Origin of the sequence: Pseudomonas canadensis (assembly GCF_030980095.1) — a bacterium.
Taxonomy (GTDB): domain Bacteria; phylum Pseudomonadota; class Gammaproteobacteria; order Pseudomonadales; family Pseudomonadaceae; genus Aquipseudomonas; species Aquipseudomonas canadensis.
The window spans coordinates 643583-667270 of sequence record NZ_CP133298.1 but is presented as its reverse complement, the minus strand read 5'-3'; the positions used below and the strand labels follow the sequence as shown (position 1 = coordinate 667270).

Annotated in this window: 23 protein-coding genes; 17 read left to right on the top strand and 6 right to left on the bottom strand. The window is 61.7% G+C overall.

Translation table 11 applies throughout. The features are described from left to right. The first annotated feature begins 21 nt into the window (after nucleotides 1-21). From RB216_RS02930 to tspR, 7 genes are all read left to right on the top strand, one after another. Nucleotides 22-1245: a DUF3426 domain-containing protein gene (locus tag RB216_RS02930; protein ID WP_028615576.1), complete on the top strand. Its 1224-nt coding sequence runs from the start codon at nucleotides 22-24 to the stop codon at nucleotides 1243-1245. Nucleotides 1246-1430: 185 nt separating this feature from the next. Continuing rightward, nucleotides 1431-2444, top strand: a complete 1014-nt coding sequence (gene dusB / locus RB216_RS02925; RefSeq protein WP_016976994.1) for a tRNA dihydrouridine synthase DusB — start codon at nucleotides 1431-1433, stop codon at nucleotides 2442-2444. After that, nucleotides 2441-2761: a DNA-binding transcriptional regulator Fis gene (gene fis / locus RB216_RS02920; RefSeq protein ID WP_002555375.1), complete on the top strand. Its 321-nt coding sequence runs from the start codon at nucleotides 2441-2443 to the stop codon at nucleotides 2759-2761. Before dusB ends, fis begins: the two co-directional genes overlap by 4 nt. Before the next feature lie 82 nt (nucleotides 2762-2843). Next, nucleotides 2844-4451, top strand: a complete 1608-nt coding sequence (gene purH / locus RB216_RS02915) for a bifunctional phosphoribosylaminoimidazolecarboxamide formyltransferase/IMP cyclohydrolase (protein ID WP_122554725.1) — start codon at nucleotides 2844-2846, stop codon at nucleotides 4449-4451. Nucleotides 4452-4589: 138 nt separating this feature from the next. Then, the gene (gene purD / locus RB216_RS02910) at nucleotides 4590-5882 is read left to right on the top strand and encodes a phosphoribosylamine--glycine ligase (RefSeq protein ID WP_028615574.1); all 1293 of its coding nucleotides are present in this window, start codon (nucleotides 4590-4592) and stop codon (nucleotides 5880-5882) included. Between the two features lie 100 nt (nucleotides 5883-5982). Beyond that, a complete protein-coding gene (locus RB216_RS02905; protein ID WP_028615573.1) occupies nucleotides 5983-8754 on the top strand; it encodes a hybrid sensor histidine kinase/response regulator in 2772 nt (923 codons plus the stop codon). A gap of 242 nt (nucleotides 8755-8996) precedes the next feature. Further along, complete coding sequence (gene tspR / locus RB216_RS02900; protein WP_003171467.1) at nucleotides 8997-9593, top strand: type III secretion system genes modulator TspR; 597 nt, start codon at nucleotides 8997-8999, stop codon at nucleotides 9591-9593. Here tspR and RB216_RS02895 read toward each other — a convergent pair. The 5 genes from RB216_RS02895 to cobG all read right to left on the bottom strand — a co-directional run bounded on the left by RB216_RS02895 (nucleotide 9590) and on the right by cobG (nucleotide 14940). Then, the gene (locus tag RB216_RS02895; RefSeq protein WP_236317914.1) at nucleotides 9590-10369 is read right to left on the bottom strand and encodes a hypothetical protein; all 780 of its coding nucleotides are present in this window, start codon (nucleotides 10367-10369) and stop codon (nucleotides 9590-9592) included. The genes tspR and RB216_RS02895 overlap by 4 nt on opposite strands. Before the next feature lie 237 nt (nucleotides 10370-10606). Further along, on the bottom strand, nucleotides 10607-12244 hold the full coding sequence (gene cobJ / locus RB216_RS02890) for a precorrin-3B C(17)-methyltransferase (protein WP_028615571.1): 1638 nt from the start codon (nucleotides 12242-12244) through the stop codon (nucleotides 10607-10609). Continuing rightward, complete coding sequence (locus tag RB216_RS02885) at nucleotides 12244-12975, bottom strand: precorrin-2 C(20)-methyltransferase (RefSeq protein WP_068935318.1); 732 nt, start codon at nucleotides 12973-12975, stop codon at nucleotides 12244-12246. Before RB216_RS02885 ends, cobJ begins: the two co-directional genes overlap by 1 nt. Beyond that, the gene (locus tag RB216_RS02880; RefSeq protein WP_016976987.1) at nucleotides 12975-13601 is read right to left on the bottom strand and encodes a precorrin-8X methylmutase; all 627 of its coding nucleotides are present in this window, start codon (nucleotides 13599-13601) and stop codon (nucleotides 12975-12977) included. The genes RB216_RS02885 and RB216_RS02880 overlap by 1 nt, the downstream gene beginning before the upstream one ends. Further along, the gene (gene cobG / locus RB216_RS02875) at nucleotides 13594-14940 is read right to left on the bottom strand and encodes a precorrin-3B synthase (protein WP_068935316.1); all 1347 of its coding nucleotides are present in this window, start codon (nucleotides 14938-14940) and stop codon (nucleotides 13594-13596) included. The genes RB216_RS02880 and cobG overlap by 8 nt, the downstream gene beginning before the upstream one ends. 38 nt (nucleotides 14941-14978) lie before the next feature. Here cobG and RB216_RS02870 point away from each other — a divergent pair, with 38 nt between their 5' ends. The 4 genes from RB216_RS02870 to RB216_RS02855 are packed head-to-tail and all read left to right on the top strand — an operon-like array spanning nucleotide 14979 to nucleotide 17624. Beyond that, nucleotides 14979-16184 (top strand): bifunctional cobalt-precorrin-7 (C(5))-methyltransferase/cobalt-precorrin-6B (C(15))-methyltransferase, encoded by a 1206-nt coding sequence (locus RB216_RS02870; protein ID WP_028615568.1) that lies wholly within the window; start codon nucleotides 14979-14981, stop codon nucleotides 16182-16184. Continuing rightward, entirely contained in the window at nucleotides 16181-16906 is a 726-nt protein-coding gene (locus RB216_RS02865; RefSeq protein WP_028615567.1) for a cobalt-precorrin-6A reductase, read from the top strand. The genes RB216_RS02870 and RB216_RS02865 overlap by 4 nt, the downstream gene beginning before the upstream one ends. Nucleotides 16907-16962: 56 nt before the next feature. Further along, nucleotides 16963-17295, top strand: coding sequence for a type II toxin-antitoxin system RelE/ParE family toxin (locus tag RB216_RS02860; protein ID WP_028615566.1), 333 nt, complete (start codon nucleotides 16963-16965; stop codon nucleotides 17293-17295). Nucleotides 17296-17300: 5 nt separating this feature from the next. Continuing rightward, a complete protein-coding gene (locus RB216_RS02855) occupies nucleotides 17301-17624 on the top strand; it encodes a helix-turn-helix domain-containing transcriptional regulator (protein WP_025859536.1) in 324 nt (107 codons plus the stop codon). A 94-nt stretch (nucleotides 17625-17718) separates the two neighbouring features. Here the strand turns inward: RB216_RS02855 and RB216_RS02850 are convergent, their stop codons facing one another. Then, entirely contained in the window at nucleotides 17719-17952 is a 234-nt protein-coding gene (locus tag RB216_RS02850; RefSeq protein ID WP_028615565.1) for a DUF6124 family protein, read from the bottom strand. A gap of 589 nt (nucleotides 17953-18541) precedes the next feature. On the opposite strand from RB216_RS02850, the gene RB216_RS02845 reads away from it, so the two are divergent. From RB216_RS02845 to RB216_RS02820, 6 genes are all read left to right on the top strand, one after another. Next, nucleotides 18542-18937, top strand: a complete 396-nt coding sequence (locus RB216_RS02845) for a DUF2946 domain-containing protein (RefSeq protein WP_308908295.1) — start codon at nucleotides 18542-18544, stop codon at nucleotides 18935-18937. Between the two features lie 47 nt (nucleotides 18938-18984). Further along, nucleotides 18985-19467 carry a copper chaperone PCu(A)C gene (locus RB216_RS02840; protein WP_305383463.1) on the top strand — a complete coding sequence of 161 codons (483 nt, stop codon included), beginning with the start codon at nucleotides 18985-18987 and terminating at the stop codon, nucleotides 19465-19467. 11 nt (nucleotides 19468-19478) lie between these two features. Beyond that, complete coding sequence (locus tag RB216_RS02835; RefSeq protein WP_028615562.1) at nucleotides 19479-19868, top strand: DUF2946 domain-containing protein; 390 nt, start codon at nucleotides 19479-19481, stop codon at nucleotides 19866-19868. 93 nt (nucleotides 19869-19961) lie between these two features. Continuing rightward, nucleotides 19962-22022, top strand: coding sequence for a TonB-dependent copper receptor (locus RB216_RS02830; RefSeq protein WP_308908294.1), 2061 nt, complete (start codon nucleotides 19962-19964; stop codon nucleotides 22020-22022). Between the two features lie 79 nt (nucleotides 22023-22101). Next, complete coding sequence (locus RB216_RS02825; protein WP_028615560.1) at nucleotides 22102-23484, top strand: PepSY-associated TM helix domain-containing protein; 1383 nt, start codon at nucleotides 22102-22104, stop codon at nucleotides 23482-23484. Then, nucleotides 23459-23656, top strand: coding sequence for an iron chelate uptake ABC transporter family permease subunit (locus RB216_RS02820; protein ID WP_372514749.1), 198 nt, complete (start codon nucleotides 23459-23461; stop codon nucleotides 23654-23656). Before RB216_RS02825 ends, RB216_RS02820 begins: the two co-directional genes overlap by 26 nt. Nucleotides 23657-23688 lie beyond the last annotated feature (32 nt).

Here is a 23688-nt window from a genome sequence, read left to right as displayed (position 1 = left end):
TTGCCTGAATCGGATGGCCGCATGACCGACAGTTTCGTCACCCAGTGCCCGCATTGCCAAGCACGCTTTCGTGTCAACCACGCTCAATTGAGCGTGGCCCGCGGCGTGGTGCGCTGTGGTTCGTGCCTGCAAGTGTTCAATGCCGCTCGTCAGTTGCTGGAGCAGCGCGACCAGGCGTCCGCACCTGAGCCAGACGTGCCGGTTGAGCTGACGCCTGAACCAGCGCGGGCCATCAGCCAGAAGCAGTGGACTGCCGAAGAGCTGGACCTGGACAATCTGGACCTGGACGAAGAACTGGCCAAGCTAGAACGCCGCGAGATTCAGCACACGTTGCCGATCGGTGCAGATCGTCGCCAGTCCGGTATCGACCGCCGCCAAAAGGAAGAATCCTTCAGCGCCAGCCGCGACACGGTCAAGGCCGAAGAGGAAAAATGGGCAGCGAGCTTGTTCAGCGAGCCGCCTGAAGAGCGCATCGACGTCACTGAAGACGCACCCGAACCTGCGACGAGGCAGCGCACAGAACCGTCCATGTCGTTCCACACCGACGATATCGACGATGAGCCGCCGCTGCACTCAACGCCAGACGATGACGACATCGAACCGCCGTTCACGCCACTGACCCAATCGGCCGATGACGTAGAACCCGAAGAACGCCCCAAAGCCCGTCGCAAGCGCCCGCGCGCCGAAACGAGCGTGCAAGACGACCAACTGCTGGATCTCGAAGACGACCCGCTGCACCTTTACGCGCAAAAGCGTCCGGCCAGCCTGGGCCGTCGTCTGATCTGGCTATTGCTGGTACTGATCGCCGCCGCCGGTCTCGCAGGCCAGTACATCGCCTACCAATTCGACGAACTGGCCCGCCAGGACGCCTATCGCCCGTGGTTCCAGCAACTGTGCCCCACACTGGGCTGCACGGTGCCATCACGGGTCGATATCGCCCACATCAAGAGCAGCAACCTGGTGGTGCGCAGCCATCCGGATTTCGCCGGAGCACTGGTGGTGGACGCGATCATCTACAACCGTGCGACCTTCTCCCAGCCCTTCCCACTGCTGGAGCTGCGGTTTGCCGATTTGAACGGCAGCCTGATTGCCAGTCGTCGCTTCAAACCCGCCGAATACCTCAGCGGTGAGTTGGCCGGAGTAAGCGAAATGCCATCGCAGACCCCGATCCATATCTCGCTGGATATCCTCGATCCGGGCAATAAAGCCGTGAACTACAGCCTGAGCTTTCACTCGCCAGAGTGAATCGGTGCATGGGTTGAGATTTGACGGCAGGTTATTGACTTTCCCGGGCGCGACCAAACCGGTGGCGATAAAGAAATAACTGTTCAGATTTTATCCAATTCAGCCTTTATCCAGTCATCGAGAGCGGGTATCATGCCAACCCTTTTTCGAACTCTAATGATCCGGCCCCACAACAGGGAAGTCCTATGTCGGCGGTACGCATCGGCCCATATACATTGCAGAACGGCTTGATCCTCGCCCCGATGGCGGGGGTTACCGACCAGCCCTTTCGTCAGCTGTGCAAGCGATTGGGCGCGGGTCTAGTAGTCTCGGAAATGGTCACCAGCGACATGAGCTTGTGGAACACCCGCAAATCGCGGATGCGCATGATCCACGAAGGTGATCCCGAGCCCCGCTCGGTACAGATCGCTGGTGGCGATGCACAGATGCTGGCGGATGCGGCCCGGGCCAACGTGGAGTTGGGGGCGCAGATCATCGACATCAACATGGGCTGCCCGGCCAAGAAGGTCTGCAACAAGGCCGCCGGTTCCGCACTGTTGAAAGATGAGCAATTGGTTGCCGAGATCCTGCAGGCCGTTGTCGCCGCAGTGGATGTGCCGGTCACCCTGAAGATCCGTACCGGCTGGGACCGGGACAACAAGAACGGCCTGACAGTGGCGAAGATCGCTGAACAGGCAGGCATTACAGCGCTGGCGGTGCATGGCCGAACCCGCGCCGACCTTTACACCGGTGAAGCCGAGTACGACACCATCGCTGCGATCAAGCAGGCGGTGTCGATGCCGGTGTTTGCCAATGGCGATATCGACTCCGCCGAGAAAGCCCGGCGTGTGCTGCACGCGACTGGTGCCGATGGCTTGTTGATTGGCCGGGCTGCCCAGGGGCGGCCGTGGATTTTTCGTGAGATCGAGCATTTTCTGCGTACTGGCGAAGTGTTGCCGGCACCGGAGCTGATCGAGGTGGAACGTATTCTGCTAGAGCATCTGGCCGCCCTGCACGCCTTCTATGGGGACGTGATGGGAGTACGCATTGCTCGCAAGCATGTCGGCTGGTATCTCGCAACCCTGCCGGGCGCCAGGGAGTTTCGCGCCCACTTCAATCGTTTGGATGATACGGAAGCACAGTGCGCCAACGTTCGTGAGTTCTTCAGCGAGCGTTACAAGAGCCTGGGGACAGGGGACGGAGAGGGGGTGGCCGCATGACGATGATGACCGAGACTTTAGTGAGTGGAACAACACCCGTGAGCGACAACGTCAATTTGAAACAGCACCTCAACACGCCGAGCGAAGAAGGCCAGACCCTTCGCGGGAGTGTCGAGAAGGCGCTGCACAATTATTTCGCCCACCTTGAGGGCGCTTCCGTCACGGACGTGTACAACCTGGTGCTCTCCGAAGTCGAGGCGCCCTTGCTCGAAAGCGTGATGAACTACGTCAAGGGCAACCAGACCAAAGCCAGTGAGCTGCTGGGCCTCAACCGTGGCACCTTGCGCAAAAAGCTCAAGCAATACGATTTGCTGTAAGCATTCAATCAAACCAGAAAGGCGCCCGCGTAAAAACGGTCGCCTTTTTTGCTGACTTCCTTTGCTTTTGATGGAAATTGAAATGACCGACCAGACTACCCGCCTGCCGATCCGCCGCGCCTTGATCAGTGTCTCCGACAAGACCGGGATCCTCGAATTTGCCCGGGAGCTGGAAGCCCTGGGCGTGGAAATCCTCTCCACGGGCGGGACCTTCAAACTGCTGCAGGACAACGGCGTGGCCGCAGTAGAAGTGGCGGACTACACCGGTTTCGCAGAAATGATGGACGGTCGGGTCAAGACCCTGCACCCGAAAATCCACGGCGGCATCCTCGGCCGTCGCGGCACCGACGACGCGATCATGGCCGAACACGGCATCAAGCCGATCGACCTGGTGGCCGTTAACCTCTACCCGTTCGAAGCCACCATCAACAAGCCAGGCTGCGACTTGCCGACCGCCATCGAAAACATCGATATCGGCGGCCCGACCATGGTGCGCTCGGCGGCCAAGAACCACAAAGACGTGGCCATCGTGGTCAACGCCAGCGATTACGCCAACGTGCTGGAAAGCCTGAAGGCCGGTGGCCTGACCTACGCCCAGCGCTTCGACCTGATGCTCAAGGCCTTCGAACACACCGCCGCCTACGACGGCATGATCGCCAACTACATGGGCACTGTTAACCAGGCTGCTGAAACACTGTCCACCGAAGGCCGCAGCCAGTTCCCGCGCACCTTCAACAGCCAGTTCATCAAGGCCCAGGAAATGCGCTACGGCGAGAACCCGCACCAGAGCGCGGCGTTCTACGTAGAAGCCAAGCCTGCCGAAGTGGGCATCGCCACCGCGACCCAGCTGCAAGGCAAAGAGCTGTCCTACAACAACGTGGCCGACACTGACGCCGCGCTGGAATGTGTGAAGAGCTTCGTCAAGCCGGCCTGCGTGATCGTCAAGCACGCCAACCCGTGCGGCGTGGCGGTCAGCCCGGACGCTGAGGGCGGTATCCGCCAGGCGTACGAACTGGCCTACGCCACCGACACCGAATCCGCGTTTGGCGGCATCATCGCCTTCAACCGTGAACTGGATGCCGAGACCGCCAAGGCGATCGTCGAGCGTCAGTTCGTTGAAGTGATCATCGCCCCAAGCGTCAGCGAAGAAGCCCGCGCTATCGTGGCGGCCAAAGCCAACGTACGCCTGCTGGCCTGCGGTGAGTGGTCGGCTGAGCGTGCGGCTGCCTGGGACTACAAGCGCGTCAACGGCGGCTTGCTGGTACAGAGCCGCGACATCGGCATGATCGGCAGCCAAGACCTGAAAGTCGTGACCAAACGCGCGCCGACCGAGCAAGAGATCAACGACCTGATCTTCGCCTGGAAAGTGGCCAAGTACGTTAAATCCAACGCCATCGTCTACGCCAAGAACCGCCAGACCATTGGTGTCGGCGCCGGCCAGATGAGCCGCGTGAACTCGGCGCGTATCGCCGCGATCAAGGCTGAACACGCTGGCTTGCAAGTCGTGGGTTCGGTAATGGCTTCCGATGCGTTCTTCCCATTCCGTGACGGCCTGGACAACGCCGCGAAAGCCGGTGTTACCGCCGTGATCCAACCGGGTGGCTCGATGCGAGATGCTGAAGTCATCGCTGCCGCTGATGAAGCTGGCATCGCTATGGTCTTCACCGGTATGCGCCACTTCCGCCACTAAAAGCACGACTGTAGGAGCCGGCTTGCCGGCGATGAGGCCCTTGAAGCTTGTAGTGATTCAGAGGCCGTCATCGCCAGCAAGCCGGCTTCTACAGAATGTGGTGTTCCCAAGAATTCAGCGTCATCCGAGGTTTTTGAAATGAATGTTTTGATCATTGGCAGCGGTGGCCGTGAACACGCCCTGGCCTGGAAAGTTGCCCAGGACCCGCGCGTCCAGAAAGTGTTCGTGGCCCCCGGCAACGCCGGTACCGCCACTGAAGCCAAGTGCGAGAACGTCGCTATCGACGTGCTGGCCCTTGAGCAGCTGGCAGACTTTGCTGAAAAGAATGTATCCCTGACCATCGTCGGTCCGGAAGTGCCATTGGTTGCCGGCGTGGTGGACCTGTTCCGCAGCCGTGGCCTGGATTGCTTCGGCCCAACCGCTGGCGCGGCCCAGCTGGAAGGTTCCAAGGCATTCACCAAGGACTTCCTGGCGCGCCACAAGATCCCGACCGCCGACTACCAGAACTTCACCGAGATCGAGCCGGCCCTGGCTTACCTGCGTGAAAAAGGTGCGCCGATTGTGATCAAAGCCGATGGCCTGGCCGCCGGCAAAGGCGTGATCGTCGCCATGACCCTGCAGGAAGCCGAAGACGCGGTGCGCGACATGCTCGCTGGCAACGCTTTTGGTGACGCTGGTTCACGCGTGGTGATCGAGGAATTCCTCGACGGCGAAGAAGCCAGCTTCATCGTGATGGTCGACGGCAAGAACGTCTTGCCAATGGCCACCAGCCAGGACCACAAACGCGTCGGCGACGGTGACACCGGCCCGAACACCGGTGGCATGGGTGCCTACTCCCCTGCCCCGGTGGTCACCGCCGACGTGCACCAGCGCGTCATGGACCTGGTGATCTGGCCGACCGTGCGCGGCATGGCCGACGAAGGCAATGTGTACACCGGTTTCCTGTATGCCGGCCTGATGATCGACAAAGCCGGTAACCCGAAAGTCATCGAGTTCAACTGCCGCTTCGGCGACCCGGAAACCCAACCGGTGATGCTGCGCCTGCAATCGAGCCTGGTTCTGCTGGTGGAAGCTGCCCTGGCCCAGGCCCTGGACAAGGTGGAAGCCCAGTGGGATCCACGTCCGAGTGTCGGTATTGTGCTGGCGGCCGGTGGCTACCCTGCTGACTACGCCAAGGGCGACGTGATTGAAGGTCTCGACGCGGCTGCTACGCTGGAAGGCAAAGTGTTCCATGCGGGCACTGCGCTCAAGGATGGCCAGGTCGTGACCGCCGGTGGCCGTGTGTTGTGCGCTACCGCCATGGGCGCCAGCGTCGACGCCGCGCAGCAACAGGCTTACAAGCTGGCTGCAAAAATCGACTGGAATGGCTGCTTCTACCGCAAGGACATTGGCTATCGCGCCATTGCGCGGGAGCGTGGCGAGAGCCAGTAAGCTGCTATCCGTTCGGCTAGGCAAGGGCCTCTGGCCCTTGCCGTATGCCGGCCGACCCGCGCATAGTTAACCGTGCATCAACCTACGAAGGGATTTCGCCGTGCGCTGGCTCAGGATCGCCATAGGTTTCACTGTCAGTCTGCTGACACTGCTCTGCTTGTTCCCGGCCCAGGCCGCCGCGCAAGGCAGTGGCTGGGCAGTATTGCTTGATGAACAGGCCGACCTGCAACTGAGCGACATCCGTTCCTCGCGCTACACCAATCAATTCAGCCCCATCGAACTGGACCGCCTTACCGCCGCCGAACCGGACGGTGCGTTGTGGGTGCGTTTCAAGCTGCAACCCGGCAAGCACGAACAAGTACTTCGGGTCTTTGCCCCGGATTTATCCCACCTGAGCCTCTATGTACTCGACGGCGACACCCTGGTGGAGCAACAAAGTACCGGCACACGCCAGCCCCAGGCCGAGCGCCCGTTACCCAGCAGTGACTTCATGCTGCCCATGCCCCAAAGCCAGAAACCTTTAGAGGTCTACCTGCGCCTGGTCTCGGAACATGAACTGCGCCCCTATATCACCCTGGAACCGGCCGTGCTCGCCGCCGCCGACCAGACCCAGACACTGATCTACGGCCTGTTGTTCGGCTGTCTGCTGATGCTGATCCTGCATAACATCACCCGTTTCGCCTACCACCGCTCGCGCAGCAGCCTGTGGCTGGCGGCTTGCGAGATCCTGCTGATGCTCAGCCTCGCACTGCTGCTCAACCTGATCGGCCCCTGGCTGCCAAACTGGCACGCGATCCAGACGCCGGGCGCCTACCTGGCCCTGCTGCTGACCGCGCCGTGCGGGCTGATGTTTGCCTACCGGTTCTTCATGCCGCTGGGCCCACACCCGCTGAACAAGCTGTTGATGGCCGACATCCTGTTTATCGTGCTGTGCGGCCTGCTGCTGTTGTTCGTCAACACCCTGCCGCTGAACATCATCACCTATGCCCTGGTGGCATTGGCTGGCTTGAGCATGCTGTTTGTCTCGGCCTATCACTGGCAGAAAGGCTACCGCCCGGCACGCCTGTTCGTGGCGGCGATGGTGGTGTTCAACATCGGCACGCTGATCATCCTGCCGGCGCTGTTGGGCCTGACGATGGTCTCGCCCCAGGGCCTGATCGTGACGCTGCTGGCGTTTATCTGTCTCAGCGGTCTGTTGATGAGCCTGGCGCTGGGCGAACGCCAGCGGGCGATTGTCGAAGCGCGCTTCAGCCTCAGCCGTGACCTGGCGGCAAGCAACGCCGAGATCGCCGCCAAGGCCGAGTTCCTGGCCAAGATCAGCCACGAAATCCGCACGCCTATGAACGGCGTGCTGGGCATGACCGAATTGCTGCTGGGCACGCCGCTGTCGGTAAAACAGCGCGACTACGTGCAGACCATCCACAGTGCTGGCAATGAACTGCTCACGCTGATCAACGAAATCCTCGATATTTCCAAGCTGGAATCCGGCCAGATCGAATTGGATGACGTGCAGTTCGACCTCAACGCGCTGATCGAAGACTGCCTGAGTATCTTCCGCGCCAAGGCCGAGCAGCAAAACGTCGAACTGATCAGCTTTATCCAGCCCCAAGTGCCCCGTGTGATCAGCGGCGACCCGACGCGCCTGCGCCAGGCCATGTTGAGCCTGCTGGAAAACGCCCTGCAGAAGACCGACGAAGGCGAAGTGCTGATCGTCGTCGCGCTGGATGATCGCAGCACCAAGCCGCGTCTGCGCATTGCCGTGCAGGACAGCGGCCTGCCGATGGAAGCCGCCGAACGTGACGCCCTGCTGCACAGCGAACTGCACAGCAAGAATTTCTTCTCGGCCACCCGCCTGAACGGCCATCTGGGCCTGGTCATCGCGCGCCAATTGATCCTGCTGATGAATGGCGAGTTCGGTATCAAGAGCGGCAGCCATCAGGGCAGCACCTTGTGGCTGACCCTGCCGCTGGACCCGGAACGCCTGGAGCACCCGACCTCCGACCTCGATGGCCCACTCAAGGGCGCGCGGGTGCTGGTGGTGGACGACAACGACACCTGCCGCAAAGTATTGGTGCAGCAATGCTCGGCCTGGGGCCTCAACGTCAGCGCGGTGCCATCGGGCAAGGAAGCCCTGGCATTGCTGCGCACCAAGGCACACCTGCGCGATTACTTCGACGTGGTGCTGCTTGACCAGAACATGCCCGGCATGACCGGCATGCAACTGGCGGCGAAGATCAAGGAAGACCCAAGCCTGAACCACGACATCCTGTTGATCATGCTCACCGGTATCAGCAACGCGCCGAGCAAGATCATCGCGCGCAATTGCGGGATCAAGCGCATCCTCGCCAAACCCGTGGCGGGCTACACGCTCAAGACCACCCTGGCCGACGAACTGACCCAGCGCAGCAAAGGCAACGTTCCACCCCGCCCGGTCCTCAATGCCCCGGCCGCCATCACCGTGCCGACGGATTTCCGCATCCTGGTGGCCGAAGACAACAGCATCTCCACCAAGGTGATCCGTGGCATGCTCGGCAAGCTCAACCTCAACCCCGACACCGCCAGCAATGGCGAAGAGGCGCTGGAGGCGATGAAGGCCCAACGTTATGACCTGGTGCTGATGGACTGTGAAATGCCGATCCTCGATGGTTTTTCGGCGACCCAACAACTGCGCGCGTGGGAAGTCAGCCACCAGCGTATTCGCACACCGGTAGTGGCGCTGACGGCGCACATTCTGTCGGAACATAAAGAGCGTGCACGACAGGCCGGGATGGACGGGCATATGGCCAAGCCGGTGGAGTTGTCACAGTTGCGCGAGCTGGTGGAGTTCTGGGTGGCGCAGCGTCAACAACGACCCGAACACGCCCCCTCCTGACCTGAAACACAATCCCCATGTGGGACCGGGCTTGCTGTGGTGAGCGGGCTTGCCCCGCGCTGGGCTGCGAAGCAGCCCTAAAACCCTACGCCGCGGACTGCCTGACACAACGCGGCGTACTTATTGGGGCCGCTTCGCAGCCCAGCGCGGGGCAAGCCCGCTCACCACAAAAGCCAGCTCCCACATTTGATTTGTTTCGCCTGATAGACTGCCCACACTTTTTCCGCCCGCGAGCCACTCACATGCTCCACGTGTTATTCAGCGTCTACCTGAAAATGCTGGTGCTCTACAGCCCGTTCTTCGTGCTGTCCTGCTTTATCAGCCTCACCCGTGGCTACTCGAGCAAAGAACGGCGCCGCCTGGCGTGGAAGGTGGCGTTGGCGACCCTGGTATCGAGCGTGCTGCTCTACCTGTTCGGCCGCGTAATTTTCAGCGTGTTTGGCATCACCGTCGACGCCTTCCGCATCGGCGCCGGCAGCGTGCTGTTCATTTCCGCCCTGGGCATGGCCCAGGGCAAGTCGGCGGTGCAGACCGACAACGTGCAGCAAGACGTGACCATCGTGCCGCTGACCATCCCCCTTACCGTCGGCCCCGGCACCATCGGCGCACTGTTGGTGATGGGCGTGAGCCAGCCACACTGGGACGACAAGCTCACCGCCATCCTCAGCATTGCCCTGGCCAGCCTTACGGTGGGCGTGGTGCTGTACCTGTCCAACCGGATCGAACGCATCTTAGGCGACCAAGGCTTGCAGATTGTCAGCCGGTTGATGGGACTGTTCGTGTGTGCCCTGGCCGCGCAAATCATCTTCACCGGTGTACGCGGTTACCTGGTGCCCTAGATCCGGTATTTGGCGATCGCCAACTGCACCTTGTCACCCGCACTCTCGCGCATCAGTTGGATCGTCTTTTCGTTGACCACCGAGGTATTCAGCACCAGGCATGTCTGCCCGCTGAAGGCCTCGAACGAGGAGCTGTCCCATTCCAGGAAAGGCAGACCCACCTGTTTGCTCACGCCATGGCTGCTGTAGGTCACCAGCACCATCATCAGTTCGCCGTCTGTTTGCACACAGGATGCCAGGCCGAAGTCAGCGCCCTGGTGCACAGAGCTGTTGCGTTTGAACAGCTCGAAAGACGCAGGCGTCTGCTTCAACGCCTCCAATGCATCGGCCGCCAGTTTCGGCAACGCTGTCAGCAGCGGCCCGGACAACGTACTCGACGCCAACACGGCGGCAATAATGTTCAGCGCCGCCAACTGCACAGTCAGGCCCTTGCCCGCACCTGAAACCCGCTCGAAACGGCTGCGCACCGGCAGCCACCCCAGGCTGACCATCACTTTGATGAATTCGTCGTACCAATCCTCGGTACCGCGGTGCACTTTCAATACATCGCTGACGTAGCTGCTGGCCAGCAGATAACTTTTACGCACGTATTCCCGATTCAGACTCGATAGGCCTTCAGCAAACGAAATTACGCTGTTGTTGACCACGGCCGCGTTGAAGTCGTCCTCGGTGTCCGGCGGTAAAGCCGCACGTTTTCCGGGCGCCCCCGGTAGTTTGTAGGCGGCAATCAACTTGCGCCTTTTTTTATTGTTGATCCTTCTGTGATGTCGCTCCATCTTGGTTCTCCACAAGCACCCCAACTCGGGGCTTATGTCCACCCTAGTCCACTGGCTGCAGGGTTTTCCAGACGATAAACATCCCTTGGCGCACCCCGTCAAACCGTGCAACCCAGCAATAACGGGGGCGGTGTCTGGCGGGCTTGCGGATTTCATCGCAGAAAAAAGAAAAACCCCGGACAACGCCAGGAAAATCCCTGGGTCATTCGGAGTTTTCAGACACCCGAGGGGCCATTTTCAGGAAGCAGGTTTCTCGCCGTACCAACGCGGCGTGTACACCCATTCACCGCCACCGGCACGCGGGAAGGTGACGGTGGTGGTGGAGCCGATCAGCACCATGGTGCGCATGTCCACCTGCTCCGGCGTCAGTTGCCCCAACGTAGTGACGCGCAGGGTCTGACCCGGCCGACCAATATCCCGGCCTAGCACCACCGGCGTATCAGGCGTGCGATGCAGCGCGACAATTTCCAGGGCACGCCCCAACTGCCACGGCCGCGAGCGCGAGATCGGGTTGTAGAACGCCAGCGCCAAGTCGGCCTGGGAGGCCAAATCCAAGCGCTTTTCGATGATCGACCAGGGTTTGAGGTTGTCCGACAGCGACATCACGCAGAAGTCATGGCCCAACGGCGCGCCCGCCTGGGCGGCGGTGGCGAGCGAGGCCGAAACGCCCGGCAGGATTTCCAGGTCGACCTGATGCCAGGCTGGATCGCTGGATTCGTGCAGGGCTTCGATTACCGCAGCGGCCATGGCGAACACGCCGGGGTCGCCGGACGACACAACAACCACCGAGCGACCTTGGGCCGCCAGTTCGAAGGCGTGGCGGGCACGCTGCATTTCTTCGCGGTTGTCGGTGCAATGCTGCACCTGGTCGTCACGAAAGGGCCCGGCCATGCGCACGTAGGTTTCGTAACCCAGCACATCGGTGCAGCGCGCCAGTTCAGCCTTGACCGCTGGCACCATCAACTCAGCGGCGCCGGGGCCCAGGCCGATCACGGCCAAGCGGCCACGCACACGGCCGACTTGCGACAGGTCCAGGGGTTGCTCGGCAACGTTGATGACAATATCGACGTCCTGGGTGACGCTGGCAAACCGTAGCGGTACACCCAGCTTCAACGCTGCCTCATGCAACGACGCTTCGGCCATCTGTGTATCACTGGCCAACAGGCATGCCAGGGATTGCACGGCGATGCCCGCCTCATGCAACTCAGTGCGCACACGCTCAGCCAACTGCGCACCTGGCTTGCAGGTCACGCTGATGTTCTTCGGGTAGATCAGCAATTCATTGGCGGCAGGCGTGCGCTCGGTACTGCCCACATGAATCGCCAGGCGTGCCTGTTGGTCCTGGGGCAGGTTGGCCTGGTCCAGCCACGGCGCGGCGCCTTCGATGCGCACGCTTTCGCCGGCCAGCAGGTCGGAGACGAAACGCTTGCCCAGCTCCAGGTCGGCCAGTTCATAACCCGCAGGCGGGTTGAGCAGGCAGGTGCCAAAACGCAGCTCGCCACTGGTAGTGATCGCAGCGGCTACGTTCAACGCAGCGGCGATTTCGCGCGCCATCACGTTCACACCGCCAAGGCCGCCGAGCAACGGCACCACCGCGCTGCCGTCTTCGGCCACGGCCAGCACGGCGGGTTCTTCGCCTTTTTCCAACAGCAGCGGCGCCAGGGTACGAATGACGATACCCGCCGCGCACAGCGCAATCAGCGGCGTGCCTTGCTGATAGAGCAGACGCAGGGTCGCGCCGAATTCACTGTAGGTCTGGTCCGCGCCGTCGACCCGTCCGGCCAGGCCATGGATCAACGCACCGGGGTAGACCTGCTGGATCTTGCGCGCAGTGGCCAGGCTGCCCTGGCCCAGAATGACAATCGCCGGGCTCATCAACCTTGCCACCGTTCACCGGGCACGATGATCAGCGAGAAGTACGGCGACGACGACGGGTCGACCTGATCCAGCGGCACGATCTTCTGGTTCGCCATGGTGGCGCGCTCCACGTACAGCGCGCGCCCGGCCAGGCCAAGGTCTTCCAGCACCTGACGCACTTTCGGGAAGTTGCGACCCAGCTTCATGATCACGGCCGCATCGGCATCCGCCAGGCGGCGCTTGAGGTCTTCATGGGGCAATACACCCGAAAGAACTGACAGGCTCTGATTGCGATACACCAACGGCGCACCCAGCACCGAGGCACCGCCGAGCATCGAACACACGCCAGGAATCACCTGCGCGTCATAGCGCTCGGCGAGGCGGTCGTGCAAGTACATGTAAGAGCCATAGAAGAATGGGTCACCTTCGCAGATCACCGCCACGTCACGGCCGGCATCCAGATGTGCGGCGACGTCAACGCTGGCGGCGTCGTAGAAATCGCTGATCACCTGTTCGTAGGACATCGGCGCCGGCAACACTTCGGTGGTCACCGGGTACACCAGCGGCATCAGCGTCTGTTGCGGCACCAGGTGATCTTCGATGATGCCAAAGGCGTTGCCCTTCTTGCCCTTGGCCACGAAGTACGCCACCACGGGCGACTCACGCAGCAGGCGCAGGGCCTTGAGGGTGATCAGTTCCGGGTCACCGGGGCCCACACCCAGGCCGATCAAACGTCCGCGTGCCTGCATTATTCGACCTCCGTGGCCAGGGCGTTTACCGCAGCGGCGGCCATGGCACTACCGCCCAGTCGGCCCTGCATGATCACGAACGGCACACCACGACTGTCGGCGGCAAGCATTGCCTTGGACTCGGCGGCGCCGACAAAACCGACCGGGAAACCGAGGATCAACGCCGGTTTCGGCGCGCCCGCATCCAGCATTTCCAGCAGATAGAACAACGCGGTCGGCGCATTGCCGATCACCACCACGCTGCCTTCCAGGTGCGGACGCCACAGTTCAAGGGCGGCAGCGGAACGGGTGTTGCCCAGTTCGCGCGCCAGCTCCGGCACGCTGTCGTCGCGCAGGGTGCAGATCACTGGGTTATTGGCCGGCAAACGCGCGCGGGTCACACCTTCGGAAACCATCCGCGCATCGCACAGGATCGGCGCGCCAGCGGCGAGCGCATCGCGCCCGGCCTTGCCCGCGCCCTCGGAGAACTGCAGGCCGTCGATGGCGTCGACCATGCCGCAGGCATGAATGACCCGCACCGCGAGTTTCTCCAAATCAGCCGGGATGCGGTCCAACTTGGCTTCCGCGCGAATAATGGCGAAGGAGTTGCGATAGATCTCCTGACCGTCGCGGATGTAATCAATCATCGGTGTTGCTCCGTGGGCGGGCGCGCAGCAAGGCGCCCGTCGCTTCAATAGAAAGGTTGCGTGCGTGCAGCCGGCCGAAATCGGGGTGGGCTGCCTCGCGAAAATAGAGGTCGTAGTGGCCGGGGCTCACCGCCAGCAAGGTCACCGGCGCGGTATGTGCGGCGGCGCAGGAGCGTGGGCAGCCGGACAGATGCACGTTGTGCCCTGTGTCCAGCGCAGCGAGTTGCACGGCGTCGGCCTTGGTGTCGGCCAGGGCCTTGCCGCACCCGCTGGAGCCGGTGCAGGCGGTCATGCGCGCCAGGGGCTGGTCGATGGAACAAAGAAAGCCGAGCTGCGCCAAGTGCTCGGTAACGGCGTGCGGTTTTTCGACGTTGGGCAGCAGTACGCCCTGCCAGGGGGTGAAACGCAGCGTGCCGTCGCCGTATTCGCTGGCCAGTTGTGCGGCGCCCTTGAGCATCGTCGCATCCAGGCGACCCAAGGGTGCGATGGCGGCGACGTAAAGCTTGTTATTTTGATGCTGTGGATAAGTGCCCAGGTGCAGCAAAGCGCCGCTGGGAGGTCGTTTGAAGCCATCGGCTGGTAGCAGCGATAGCGTGAGATGACTCAGCAAGTTATCCACAGACAAATGCCGCATGCGGGTCTGCTCGGGAGTGGCGATGTCCAGAAATGCTTCCAGCACGGCCACCACCAGTGCATGGCCCTGGTCCAATGGCACGGCGGCCAGCGGCGCATCCAGCCCAGGACAGCCCGCCAGGCCGAAGGCGAGAAGCGTCTCGCCACCACGTACGAACGCCGACAGCCACAGGTCATGGTGATGTTCGAGCATCGCCAACGCCTCACCGCCATCCAACTGTACGGCGAACTTGGCCGACAGCTCATGAAAACGCGGGTGGCTTTGCAGGGTATTCAGGATCTGTTCGGCCAGCGGGCGCGTATCGAAGAGCATCTGCGGATCGATCCCGGCGCTCGGGCTGAGCATCAGGTTGCGCACGTCGTCGCCGGCGGCATTGCTGGGGCCGAGGTCGGCTGCCAGCAGCATCGCAATCAGCGCGCGTTCTTCAGTGCCGATCCCGCGAATCTGCAGATTGGCGCGGTTGGTCGCCTCGATCACCCCACCGGCATAGGCCTGGGCGGCATCCGCCACCGCGTGGGCCTGGTCGGCGCGGATCGAGCCTCCGGCCAATTTGATCCGGCAAATGCCGCCATCCAACGCCTGGACAATACGCAGCAACCCCGGACAAGCCGAGGGGCGCAAGGTATTCACAGCGGGCGTTGGGTTCACGGGGCTACCGGTTGATGGGTAAAGGCGCGGTATTATGCCTGCTTTGTCCGGCGGCATGAAAAGCCTGCCCGTCGGATGTCGTTCAAGGAATTGTTATGTCGCCCTGGCTGACGGTTGTAGGCATCGGTGAAGACGGCTTCAAGGGGCTGGGCAGGAATGCCCGGCATGCCCTATTGCGCGCCACGCGGATTATAGGTGCTCAGCGCCAGTTGGACCTGTTGCCGGTGTGTATTCGCGGCGAGCGGGAGTTATGGCCGAGCCCGTTTTCCCTGGAACCGCTGCTGGCGCGGCGCGGCGAACCGGTGTGTGTGTTGGCCAGTGGGGACCCGATGTTCTATGGCGTGGGCGCGAGTCTGACACGGCAGGTGGCCGCTGAAGAGTTGCTGATCTTGCCCGCACCGTCGTCGGTGTCGTTGGCGGCAGCGCGGTTGGGCTGGCCGTTGCAGGAAGTGGTGACGCTGTCCGTGGTCGCCCGGCCGCTGGCGGCGCTGAATGCGCATCTGGCCAGTGGCGTGCGCTTGTTGGTGTTGAGCAATGACGGTCGCAGTCCGGCGTTGATTGCCGCTTTGTTGGCTTCGTGCGGGTTTGGGCCGAGCCGCTTGAGCGTGTTTGAACATTTGGGTGGCACGGATGAGCGGCGCATCGACGGGCTGGCTGTTGATTGGCAGCACGCGCCAATCGCCGATTTGAATCTGGTTGCCATCGACTGCGTGTCTGACCCGCAGGCTGTGCGCCTGTCACGTCTGGCCGGCCTGCCGGACTCAGCCTTCAAACATGACGGCCAACTGACCAAACGCGATGTACGCGCCATGACCCTCGCCCGCCTCGCGCCGATGCCCGGCGAACTGCTGTGGGACGTGGGCGCGGGCAGTGGCTCCATTGGTATTGAATGGATGCGCGCTCATCCGAGTTGCCGTGCAGTGGCGATTGAAGCGGATGAAGGTCGCCAAGGCCTGATCGAACACAACCGCGACGCCCTGGGCGTGCCGGGCCTGCAACTGGTTCGCGGCAAAGCGCCCGAGGCTTTAAGCGGCCTGGAGGCACCGGACGCCATCTTCATCGGCGGCGGCGTCACACGCGACGGCGTGCTCGAGACCTGCTGGCAACACCTGCGGCCGGGCGGGCGGCTGGTCGCCAATGCTGTGACCCTGCAAAGCGAAATGACCTTGATGGACTGGCGTGCGCGTTATGGCGGCGAACTGACGCGTATCCATGTCGCCCAGGCCCAGCCGCTGGGCGAATTCGATACGTGGCGACAGGCGCTGCCGATCACGTTGCTGGAAGTGGTCAAGCCGCTATGAAACGCATCCTGTTGTTGGGCGGCGTGACTGAAGCGCTGGCCATTGCCCGTACGTTGGGCCCGGAACATATCTACAGTTTGGCCGGTGTGGGCCGAGTGCCGACTGACCTGATATGCCAAGTGCGGGTGGGCGGTTACGGCGGGCCCGAGGGCTTGGCGCAGTTTGTTCGGAATGAGGGTATTAGCCTGATTCTCGACGCGACCCATCCGTATGCGGCGCAGATCAGCCGCAATGCGGCCGAGGCTGCGCAGTTGAGCGGCGTCCCTTGCTGGGCCTTGCGCCGACCGGCGTGGCAGGCGCAGGCGGTGGATGACTGGCGTGAGGTCAGTGATTGGGCGTCGTTGATTGAAGCGTTGAAGCCGTTCAAACGCCCGCTATTCACCTTGGGCCGCGAGCCGTTGCAGCATTTGGATGAAATCCCGCCGGAGCAATTCTGGACGCTGCGTGCACTGGATGTGTATCCGGGGAATGCGCGGTGTGACGTGATTGGCGCGCGGGGGCCGTTTTTGATCGAGGATGAGCGCGCGTTGTTCGAAAGGCGCGGGATTGATGTGCTGATCAGCAAGAACAGCGGTAGTACCGCAACGGAGCCGAAGTTGGAAGTGGCGCGGGAGCGTGGGGTGCCGGTGTTGGTGTTGAAGCGGCCGGTGTTGGCGCAAGTAGATCGGGAACTCTTGTCGCCTGAAGAAACACTCATCGCGTTGGCAAATTTCATTCAATAAGTCAGGATCGCTCGCTTGCTTGATTAGTAACCTATTTGTTACCTTCAGGACGGCTAATGATTGAGATTGAAGAATACCGACGCGATAACCAGTCCAGCCCCTTCGATGAGTGGTTTTCATCTTTGAGTGTGCCGGCAGCCACCCGAGTTTCCACCGCTTTGGTTCGACTCGAAATGGGCAACACCAGCAACATCAAGTGGTTCGATGGGCTGGGCGAGTACCGCATCGACTGGGGACCGGGCCTGCGAATCTATCTGATACGAGAAACCCACCGACTAATCATACTGTTCGGTGGTGGCGACAAATCCAGTCAAAAGCGCGATATCAAAGTCGTGAAGTCGCTGATCAATGAACATCAGCGTGACAAGAAATTGAAACAACAGAGGTAACCAGCATGGCGCTTACCCGCAGCTACAAACACACCATTGCCGAACGCGCTCAGCGCGATCCTGAATTTGCCCAGGCTCTCCTCGATGAGGCTGCCACGCTGTTTCTCAATGGTGAGCCAGAAGTTTCACGTGTCATTCTGCGTGATCTGGTCAACGCCACAGTAGGCTTTGAGGGCCTTGCTAAAGAAACGTCAAAACCGAGTAAAAGCTTGCACCGGATGCTGTCAGCCAGTGGCAATCCAAGCATGGATAATCTAGCGGCGATTTTTGCGGTGATTAGAAAAGCCCTGGGTGTTGATATGCAGGTCCACGGAGTTCCCACAGCATAAAGTGTGCAACACCAGACCTGGAGCTGGCTTGCCAGCGATGAGGCCCACAGATTCACCGCAAGTCTCAAGAGCCTCATCGCCGGCAAGCCGGCTCCTACAGTGCAGATGCGGCGTGCAAACGGTCCGCCAGCAACTGCGCCAACTCGATCAACTGCGCAACGCCGAGCAATTCCTCTCGTTTCGAGCCTTCCAGGTTAAACGCAAGATCGCAGCTGAGCGCATTGGCTGAAGCGAGGGTTTCGCTGAGGTTGACCAGCAGGTCTTCGGTGCTGATGCCGTCGGTAACGGTAAAGAGACGGACGGGGGGATTGGGAGTGGGTTTGATCATGGTGAAGCTCCGGAGAAGTAAAAAGGAGCTGCCACTGATCGCCGCGACGCGATGGGGGTGGCAGCTGTACGCAGGTTCGCGGACCGATTCTCCAAAACACCGGCATACCCGAAGGTATCCCGCGCACAGCCGCCATAGCGCCGCACAGTAGATGATAAAAAAACGCCAACTGAAAGGAGACAATGACGCTTCGGCGTCTGGAGAAATCCGGGCCGCGACGCCCGACCGCTGAGTTTGCAGCGATGTACGGAGACCAGGGATTGAGTTTCCTAGGGGCACCTTAAAGGCTTGTCGGATATTTCTGTCGAATGACTCCATATCCGAGCCGAGCGCAATCCAAAATGTGGGAGCGGGCTTGCTCGCGAAGACGGTGTGTCAGTCACCCGATGTATTGGCTGACACTCCGCATTCGCGAGCAAGCCCGCTCCCACATTTAGCACCGCGTTGTCCTTGATATCGGCAACCTCTCAGTTCCCGTCTATCCTCAACCACTGGCACTGCGACACCAAACCACATGCCCTGTTTTTACTTATCTCCTACGATCAGGCTAAATACCCCCCTGATCGTTTAACCCTACGGATTGTCCGCCATGGCCCGTCAACGCTTTGCAATCGCCTGGATCGCCTGCCTCGCAGTGCTGTTCAACGCCTTTGCCATGCCGATGGCCAGCGCAATGCAACAGTCCCAGGACCCGATGCAGCAGTTGCTGTGGGGCAGTTTCTGCTCCTCCAATGGCGCTACGCTCAAGACCATCGCCCTGGGCAAGCTGGAGATTCCGGCGCCGCAGCAGGACGATCATTCCACCATGCAGCATTGCTGGTGTTGCTCGGGCTCGGCGCCGTTGGTGGCGTTGCCGGGGCATGTGCCGCAGTTGTATCTCACTCAATTCAGTACCTCCCAGAGCTTGCCGTCGCCCCGGCTGCAAAGCCCGACCCCGCGCCAGCAATGGCCAAGCCTCAACCCCCGCGCCTCTCCAACGGTCTGATTTTCTTCGCAAGTGAACTGCGTTTAGAACCGTTCTGGAGAACTGCCATGCTCAAATCTTCCCTGCTTCTGGCTGCGTTGCTGCTGCCGGTGTTCAGTGCTGCCAATGCCGAGGACTACAAGTCCGGTGACCTAGTGGTCAGCGAACCCTGGTCCCAGGAGTTGCCGCCGAATGCGCCGACTGTCGCTGCCTATTTTGTGATTCATAACACCGGCGAATCCCCGGACCGCCTGCTCAGCGTCGAAACGCCAGTGGCGGAAAAGGCCGAGCTGCATGAACACGTCATGCAGGGCGACCTGATGAAGATGCAGCAAGTGCCCAGCGTCGCCGTACCGGCCAAGGGTGACCTGACCTTCGCGCCCATGGCCTACCACGTGATGCTGCTCGGCCTCAAAGACCGCAGCCTGTTGGCCGACGGCAAGCAATTCCCGCTGACCCTGACCTTCGAAAAAGCCGGCAAGGTCGCGGTGCAAGTGTCGGTACAGAAAGTACCGCCGATGGCCGGCCACGCACACAAGCACCCGCAATAGACTGACACGTAATGGGCGCCCCTCGCGCCAGGCTCTCCCCACACGCCCGCGTAAGGCGCGGCGGTTGGATCAGCCTGTTCGCCATGCTGATGATCTTTATCGGTCCGCTGATTTCCCAAGCGATGCCGATGGACCATCACGCCGGTATGTCGATGGACATGCCGATGGACCACGGCGACTCCCATCACAAGAAAACCCCTGACGAACACCACGCCCTCTGGTCCAAATGCGGCTATTGCGACCTGCTCTACAGCTGCCCCGCCTTGCCCGGCGGCGTTTCAACCTTCACCCAGAGCAGTCCGCCGCCCGCCAACGCCCTCACCCCCGCCACGCGCCTGGGCCATGCCCGGCAAAGCATTTTCCCCGGCGCCCGCAGCCGCGCGCCGCCCATCGCTTCGTAAGCACTTCACAGCGTTACTTCACCCCGGCCGACTTTAGACAGACAGCCGCAGGCTGCTGGCCGTGTTGTTTACGATTGATTGATGGAATTTGTCATGTCCAGGTTTTCTGCTGACACCCGTTTGGGATGTACTCCCGTGTTCGCCGTTCTGTGCGGCGCACTGCTGGCTCCGATGGCTCACGCCGACGAAAATGAATTGAGCCCTACCGTCATTACCGCAATCGCCCCCAGCTCACCGCTGACCGTGATCACCAACCCGAAAGACCCGCGCCAACCGGTGCCCGCCAGCGATGGCGGCGATTATCTCAAGACCATCCCCGGCTTCGCCCTGGTGCGCAATGGCGGCACGAATGGCGACCCGGTACTGCGCGGCATGTTCGGCTCGCGCCTGAATATCCTCACCAATGGCAGCATGATGCTTGGCGCCTGCCCGGGCCGCATGGATGCGCCCACCTCGTACATCTCACCGGAAACCTACGACAAACTCACCGTAATCAAAGGCCCGCAGACCGTGCTCTGGGGTCCTGGCGCGTCGGCCGGCACGGTGCTGTTCGAGCGTGAGCCTGAGCAATTCGGAGAGCTGGGTACGCGGCTCAACGCTAGCGTGCTGGCCGGTTCCAACGGGCGTTTCGACAAAGTGATTGATGCCGCCGCCGGGGGTCCGCTGGGCTATGTGCGGGTGATCGGCAACCAGGCCCACGCTGATGACTATAAGGACGGCAACAACGACACCGTCGCCTCGCGCTACGACAAATGGAACGGCGACGTGGCCGTCGGTTTCACCCCCGACGCCGACACCCTGCTGGAACTCACTGCCGGCCGTGGCGATGGCGAAGCACGCTACGCCGGGCGCGGCATGGATGGTTCGCAGTTCCTGCGCGAAAGCCTGGGGCTGCGTTTCGAAAAATCCAACATTGGCGAAGTCCTCGACAAGGTCGAAGCCCAGGTCTACTACAACTACGCCGACCATGTGATGGACAACTACAGCCTGCGCACGCCCTCGGGCACCGGCATGATGGCCGGGCCGATGGCATCCAACGTCGACCGGCGCACCCTCGGCGCGCGCATCAAGGCCACCTGGCGCTGGGCCGATGTGCAGTTGATCAGCGGCCTGGATGCGCAGACCAACGAACACCGCCAGCGCAGCAGCATGGGCATCGATACCTACAAGGACCTGCCACGGGTCAAGGACGCCAACTTCCACAACTATGGTGTGTTTGGCGAACTGACCTGGTACGCCGCCGACCGCGAACGGCTGATCACTGGCGCGCGCCTGGACCGCGCCTCGGCCAAGGATTTCCGGCAGAGCACCGGTTCCGGCATGATGAAGCGCCCCAATCCGACGGCTGACAACACCCGCGCGGACACCTTGCCCTCGGGCTTCGTGCGCTATGAACACGACCTGGCCGACAGCCCCACCACCCTCTACGCAGGCCTGGGCCACTCCGAGCGTTTCCCCGACTACTGGGAGCTGTTTTCGCCCAACACCGGCGCCGCCGGCTCGGTAAATGCCTTCGACGGCGTGAAGCCAGAGAAAACCACCCAGCTCGATTTCGGCGCGCAGTACAAAGCCGAAGACATGGAAGCCTGGGCTTCGGGTTACATCGGTCGGGTGCAGGACTTCATCCTGTTCGACTACCGACCCGGAATGATGGGCACCACCTCCCAGGCCCGCAACGTCGACGCCCGCATCATGGGCGGCGAACTGGGCGCAGCGTACAAACTGGCGAGCAACTGGAAAGCCGACGCCACCCTCGCCTACGCCTGGGGCAAGAACAGCAGCGACGGCAAAGCCCTGCCGCAAATGCCCCCGCTGGACGCACGCCTGGGCCTGACCTACAGCGAGGATGACTGGAGCGCAGGCGCGCTGTGGCGTGTGGTCGCCGCACAAAACCGCATCGACCAGAACAAGGGCAACGTGGTCGGCAAGGACTTCGACAAGAGCGGCGGCTTTGGCGTGTTCTCGCTGAACGCGGCGTATCGCATCAACAAGCACTTCAAGGTCAGTACCGGCGTCGACAACCTGTTCGGCAAGGCCTACGCCGAGCACTTGAACCTGGCCGGCAATGCCGGGTTCGGCTACCCGGCCAGTGACCCGCAGGCCATCAAGGAGCCTGGTCGCACCCTGTGGACCAAGGTGGATATGAGCTTCTAAAAAGCATCGGGGGCGGTGCGACTTGCCCCCGATGACGGCCTACCTGACACAAAAAATTCAAAGCCTTGCGGAGCCCCTGATGAGCACTCAAAAGATTTCCTTCTACAACCTGGCCTGGCGCTGGCACTTCTACGCCGGCCTCTTCGTCGCCCCGTTCATGGTGCTACTGGCCCTGACCGGCATCATCTACCTGTTCAAACCCCAACTCGACCCACTGATGTACGGCGACCTGCTCAAGGTCCAAACCGCCGAGCACGCCCTGAGCGCCGACGAGCAACTGCAACGCGCCAAAACCGCCTACCCCAACGCCGCGATCAGCAAATACCTGCCCCCTGCCGACAGCACCAGCAGCGCGCAATTCGTGATGCACGACAGAGGCCGCGAAGTAACCGTGTTCGTCGACCCCTATCGCGGCACGGTCCTCGGTGAGCAGGACTCGAAATACAACCTGCAAGCCATCGCCCGCGCCCTGCACGGCGAGCTGATGATAGGCACCGTCGGCGATCGCCTGGTGGAACTCGCCGCCGGTTGGGGCGTGATGCTGGTGGTGTCGGGCCTGTACCTGTGGTGGCCACGCGGCAAGTCCTCGGCGGGTGTGCTGTGGCCGCGTTTCAACAGTCGTGGCCGGGTGCTTTGGCGCGATATGCATGCGGTCACCGGTTTCTGGGGCGCGTCCTTGTTGCTGGTGATGCTGCTGAGCGGCATGACCTGGACCGGCTTCTGGGGCAAGCAATATGCCGACCTGTGGAACACCTTCCCGGCGGCGATGTGGAACAACGTGCCGCAGTCGGACCAACAGGCGCGCGTGCTCAATACGGCCAGCCAACAGACCGTGCCCTGGGCCATCGAAAACACGCCGATGCCGGTGTCCGGCGACCATGCCGAACACATGAACCACGGCGCTATGCATTCAGCTCCGGCGGCGCCCACCTTGCGCTTGCAACAAGTGGTCGACTTGGCCAACGCACGCCACGTCGAGCCCGGCTACAGCATCACCTTCCCCACCACCGCCGAAGGTGTATTCACCGTCGCGGTGTTCGCCAACGACCCACGCAATGACGCCACCCTGCACGTGGACCAATACACCGGCAAGGTGCTGGCCGATGTGCGTTGGGAACATTACAACCTGGTCGCGCGAGCCACCGAGACCGGCGTGATGCTGCACGAAGGCAAGATGTTCGGTTGGGTCAATCAGCTGATCGTGCTGTTGATCTGCCTGATGATCCTGCTCAGCGCCGTCAGCGGCGTGGTCATCTGGTGGAAGCGTCGGCCTCAAGGCGGCCTGGGCGTTCCGCCGCTGCGTCATGACCTGCCAAAGTGGAAAACCGCGATGGTGATCATGCTCGCCCTGGCGATCATTTTTCCTCTTGTTGGCGCGTCTTTGATTGCGGTGTGGGCACTGGATCGCCTGGTGCTGTCGCGCTTTTTTGCGCAACGTGAATCTGCCTCGGGTTCAGCATGAAACCGGCGAGATGCCCAACACAGAGGCCTTCTGTAGCCTTGCGTCCGGGCTGTGCCTGGTATGGCTGGACGTGGCTGCGCGCACGCTGATCGCCCCTGAACACCTGCCCATCGGCGTGGCCACGGCGGCGATTGGCGGGGTGTTTTTCATCGGACTGATGCGCAAGCGCTGACTGCGCCCCGTTGTAGCGCATCGCGATGCACC